At 56.2% G+C, this 3,165-nt stretch carries 2 protein-coding genes and 1 pseudogene; all 3 read right to left on the bottom strand.

Annotated elements, in window-relative coordinates; all coding sequences use genetic code 11:
• A partial coding sequence (locus tag Q0X57_RS07955) for a GNAT family N-acetyltransferase (RefSeq protein WP_297729925.1) occupies positions 1-540 on the bottom strand: 540 nt, incomplete at its 3' end.
• Positions 530-1,801 carry a phosphoglycerate kinase gene (locus Q0X57_RS07950; RefSeq protein WP_297729923.1) on the bottom strand — a complete coding sequence of 424 codons (1,272 nt, stop codon included), beginning with the start codon at positions 1,799-1,801 and terminating at the stop codon, positions 530-532. The genes Q0X57_RS07955 and Q0X57_RS07950, both read right to left, overlap by 11 nt.
• 35 nt (positions 1,802-1,836) lie before the next feature.
• Positions 1,837-3,165, bottom strand: a pseudogene (locus Q0X57_RS07945) (hypothetical protein); the annotation flags it as partial.

Here is a 3,165-nt window from a genome sequence, read left to right as displayed (position 1 = left end):
TCTCTCGCCTAGCTCGGACGACATGATGTAGAGCGGCACGCCCTGCTCCTCACGGTGATACGGGGGCTGCAGGTAGTCCCGCTTGACCACCTGAAAGCCGTTGCGCTCGTAGTAGTTGATGCGTCGCCCAGCTATCTCGGAGAGCGTCTCGGGCTCTACCTCAAAGTAGATTGGTTCGCGTCCAATGTATTCCTTGACCGTCTGTAGCGTCTGCTCGCCTAGGCGATGGTTGCGTAGCTTCGGTAGGATGGCAAAGTGCTCTCCGTAGTAGAAGTCGTCGAAGTGCCACAGCGTGATGAAGCCCACGACCCCTAGCTCGGGATGCTCCAAGAGGAAGAACTGGTAAGCGCCTTGCGCTCCAATGAGCTGCTCTAGGTCACTCCAAGGGCGACGCTCACTATGGGGAAAGGCCTCCTCGTAGAGCTGTCTGAGCGTAGGCAGATGGTGCTGGTGCGTCTCATTGCAGAGGTCGCACCGTGTCATACGAACAAGCGAGACGAGTGGGGTAGCGGATGCGTCTTGTCCCATATTACTTGCCATAGTTGGGGTCGATGGCTACGATGCCTGGGAGAGCTTTTCCCTCGATAGCCTCTAGAAGCGCACCGCCACCAGTGGATACGTAAGATACTTCGTCGCCTAGCCCGAGCTTGTTGATGCAGGCGACACTATCCCCGCCACCGACGAGCGAGTAGGCGCCCTGTCGTGTAGCCTCGGCGACTGCCTTGGCTATAGCTTCGGAGCCACGAGCGAAGTTGTCAAACTCAAAGACTCCCGCAGGACCATTCCATAGGATCGTCTTGCTGGTCAGGATAACCTCACGGTAGTCGGCACAAGCCTGAGCGCCGATGTCCATACCCATGCGGTCGGCAGGAATCTGATTGGTTGGGAAGGTCTCGGCAGACGCATCGTTGGCAAAGTCGCACGTGGCAACCGTATCTACGGGTAGGAGGAGTCGTACGCCCTTAGCCTTAGCGCGCTCCATGATGTCCCGTGCCACGTCGATCTTGTCCTCTTCACAGAGGGAGCGACCGATCTCGCCACCCTGCGCCTTGACAAAGGTGTAGGCCATACCGCCCCCGATGATGAGGTTGTCCACCTTGTCCATCAGGTTGAGGATGATGTCAATCTTGGAGGAGACCTTAGAACCTCCTAAGATAGCGGTAAAGGGGTGCTTAGCACTATGCAGTACACGCTGTACAGCCTCGACTTCTTGTAGCATGAGCATGCCAAACATCTTCTTGTCTGCAGCAAAGTACTGAGCGATGAGAGCCGTCGTGGCGTGTGCTCGGTGTGCTGCTCCAAAAGCATCGTTGACATAGACATCTGCTAGCGTGGACATCTCCTTAGCGTAAGCTTTCTGACGCTCCTTGAGATCAGCCTTTGCAGCCTTGAGAGCCTCCTCGTCAGTGTACTGGTCAGGATTGCGGAGCTTGCCTTCTTCCTCCTCCTCGAAGCGTACGTTTTCCAATACTAATATCTCGCCCGACTGAAGTGCCTGCGCCATCTCCTGTGCCTGTGCACCACGGCTCACGGGGCAGTGGATGACAGGTACGTGTATGAGCTCCTTGAGGTGGGGCACGATGAGCGCTGTAGAGAGCTTGGGGTCACGACCCTTGGGGCGGCCGAGGTGCGTGGCGATGATGACGCTCCCGCCGTCGGATAGGATCTTGCGTAGTGTAGGCAGGGCGGCACGCATGCGGGTGTCGTCGGTGATCTGCCCTTTGTCGTCAAAGGGAACGTTGAAGTCTACACGCACGAGAGCACGGAGACCAGAGAAGTCGAACTGATGAATGTTTGTCATGAATAGAGGTGTGTATTTGGTCTGTGTGAATAAACTTAGAAAGTGTTGATGCGCTGATGGAGCCAAGTCTGTATTAGCTCCAGCAGATGGCTCGGTACGCCTAGTTGCCTCAGGTCGTACATGCACTCCCCGTAGGCGGAGATGAACCGCTTCTGTTGCTGTTCGTCAGCCGATGCGAGGAGCTTGCCCAGAGCTTGCAGGGTGCCCTGTAGATCTCCGCCGACGAGCGTAAAGAGAGCGGGCAGTAGGGGTACAAACTCTTTGTATTGAAGCTCCAGAGAGTCTTTGTCCAGCTGATCGTACGAGGTAACGGAGCGACTGGCGTAAGCCTTTGCCTCCTCCCAGCGCTGTGTCATCATGAGGCACCAAGCGATGAGCGGATAGAGCGTGTCGGGGTGCTCGTCCTCAAACTCGCACTGCAAGAGCAGCGGGAGCGCCTTGTCGTAGATGCGGAGCTTTACATAGAGCACACCGAGTAGTCGTGAGATCGCGAGCGAAGGCTTCTCAGGATCTGCCTGCTGTCGCACCTGCTCTAGTAGTGAGATGGCGAGCATCGGCTGCTCCATGCGGTAGAGGATCTGGGCGATAAAGAGCGGGCTCGTGTCTCCCGAGAGTAGCTGCGGAGGAATCTGCTGCATGACGAAGTAAGCCTGCATATACTTCTGCTCCTCGTAGTAGGTCTGCGCAAGGCGGTACATAAGCTGAGCACGAGCCTCAGGCTCTGAGGTGCGTCCCAGCTGAAACTGTATAGCAGCCTGCTCGCCTGCATACTCTTTCGTCTGGACGCAGTAAGCGCGCAGTAGGTCGAGATGCTTGTCGCAGAGTTGCTCCGATTGCGCCTGTGCAAAGGGATTGGGCTGGCCAAAGTGCATCATGAAGGGTGTCTTAGCAGCTACCTTTGCTTCAATAAAGGTGAAGATGCGAGCCAGCTGGCAGATGTACCCTTGTAGCGCTTTCGTATAGTCATCCGCCTCTAGCGTCCGTCGCTCCTGTGGACGGATGTAAGGGGTGCGGTTGATTACGTTTTCCATAGCTAGGACACCCTGCGAGATGCCTTGTAGCACCTGTCCAGGCAGTTGGCTAATCCTAAAGATGGAGCCGTAGAAGTCTATGTCTACCTGCTGGAAGATGGACTCACGCAGTAGCGTCATGATCTGATCCTCGCCGAGCTGGTACTCATTGCTAAACTGAGCCATCACGGCTCCCAGCGAACTGTGCTGCAGGTCAAAGGGAACTAACCAATGCGCCTCATCTTCAAAGAAAGGTCCCTGCAGGAGCGAGCTAGTCGCAAAAGCGTTGACATCGAAGCCACGAGCCACGAGACGCTTTAGCGCTTCGTAGCCCTCCTGCACATCGCCCACGAG

Origin of the sequence: uncultured Porphyromonas sp. (assembly GCF_947254915.1) — a bacterium.
Lineage (GTDB): Bacteria > Bacteroidota > Bacteroidia > Bacteroidales > Porphyromonadaceae > Porphyromonas.
This window is presented reverse-complemented; position numbering and strand designations above follow the sequence as displayed.

Excerpts from the sequence above, each read along its gene's own strand:
- Q0X57_RS07950 (WP_297729923.1), bottom strand. The coding sequence starts at position 1,801 with ATGACAAACATTCATCAGTTCGACTTCTCTGGTCTCCGTGCTCTCGTG.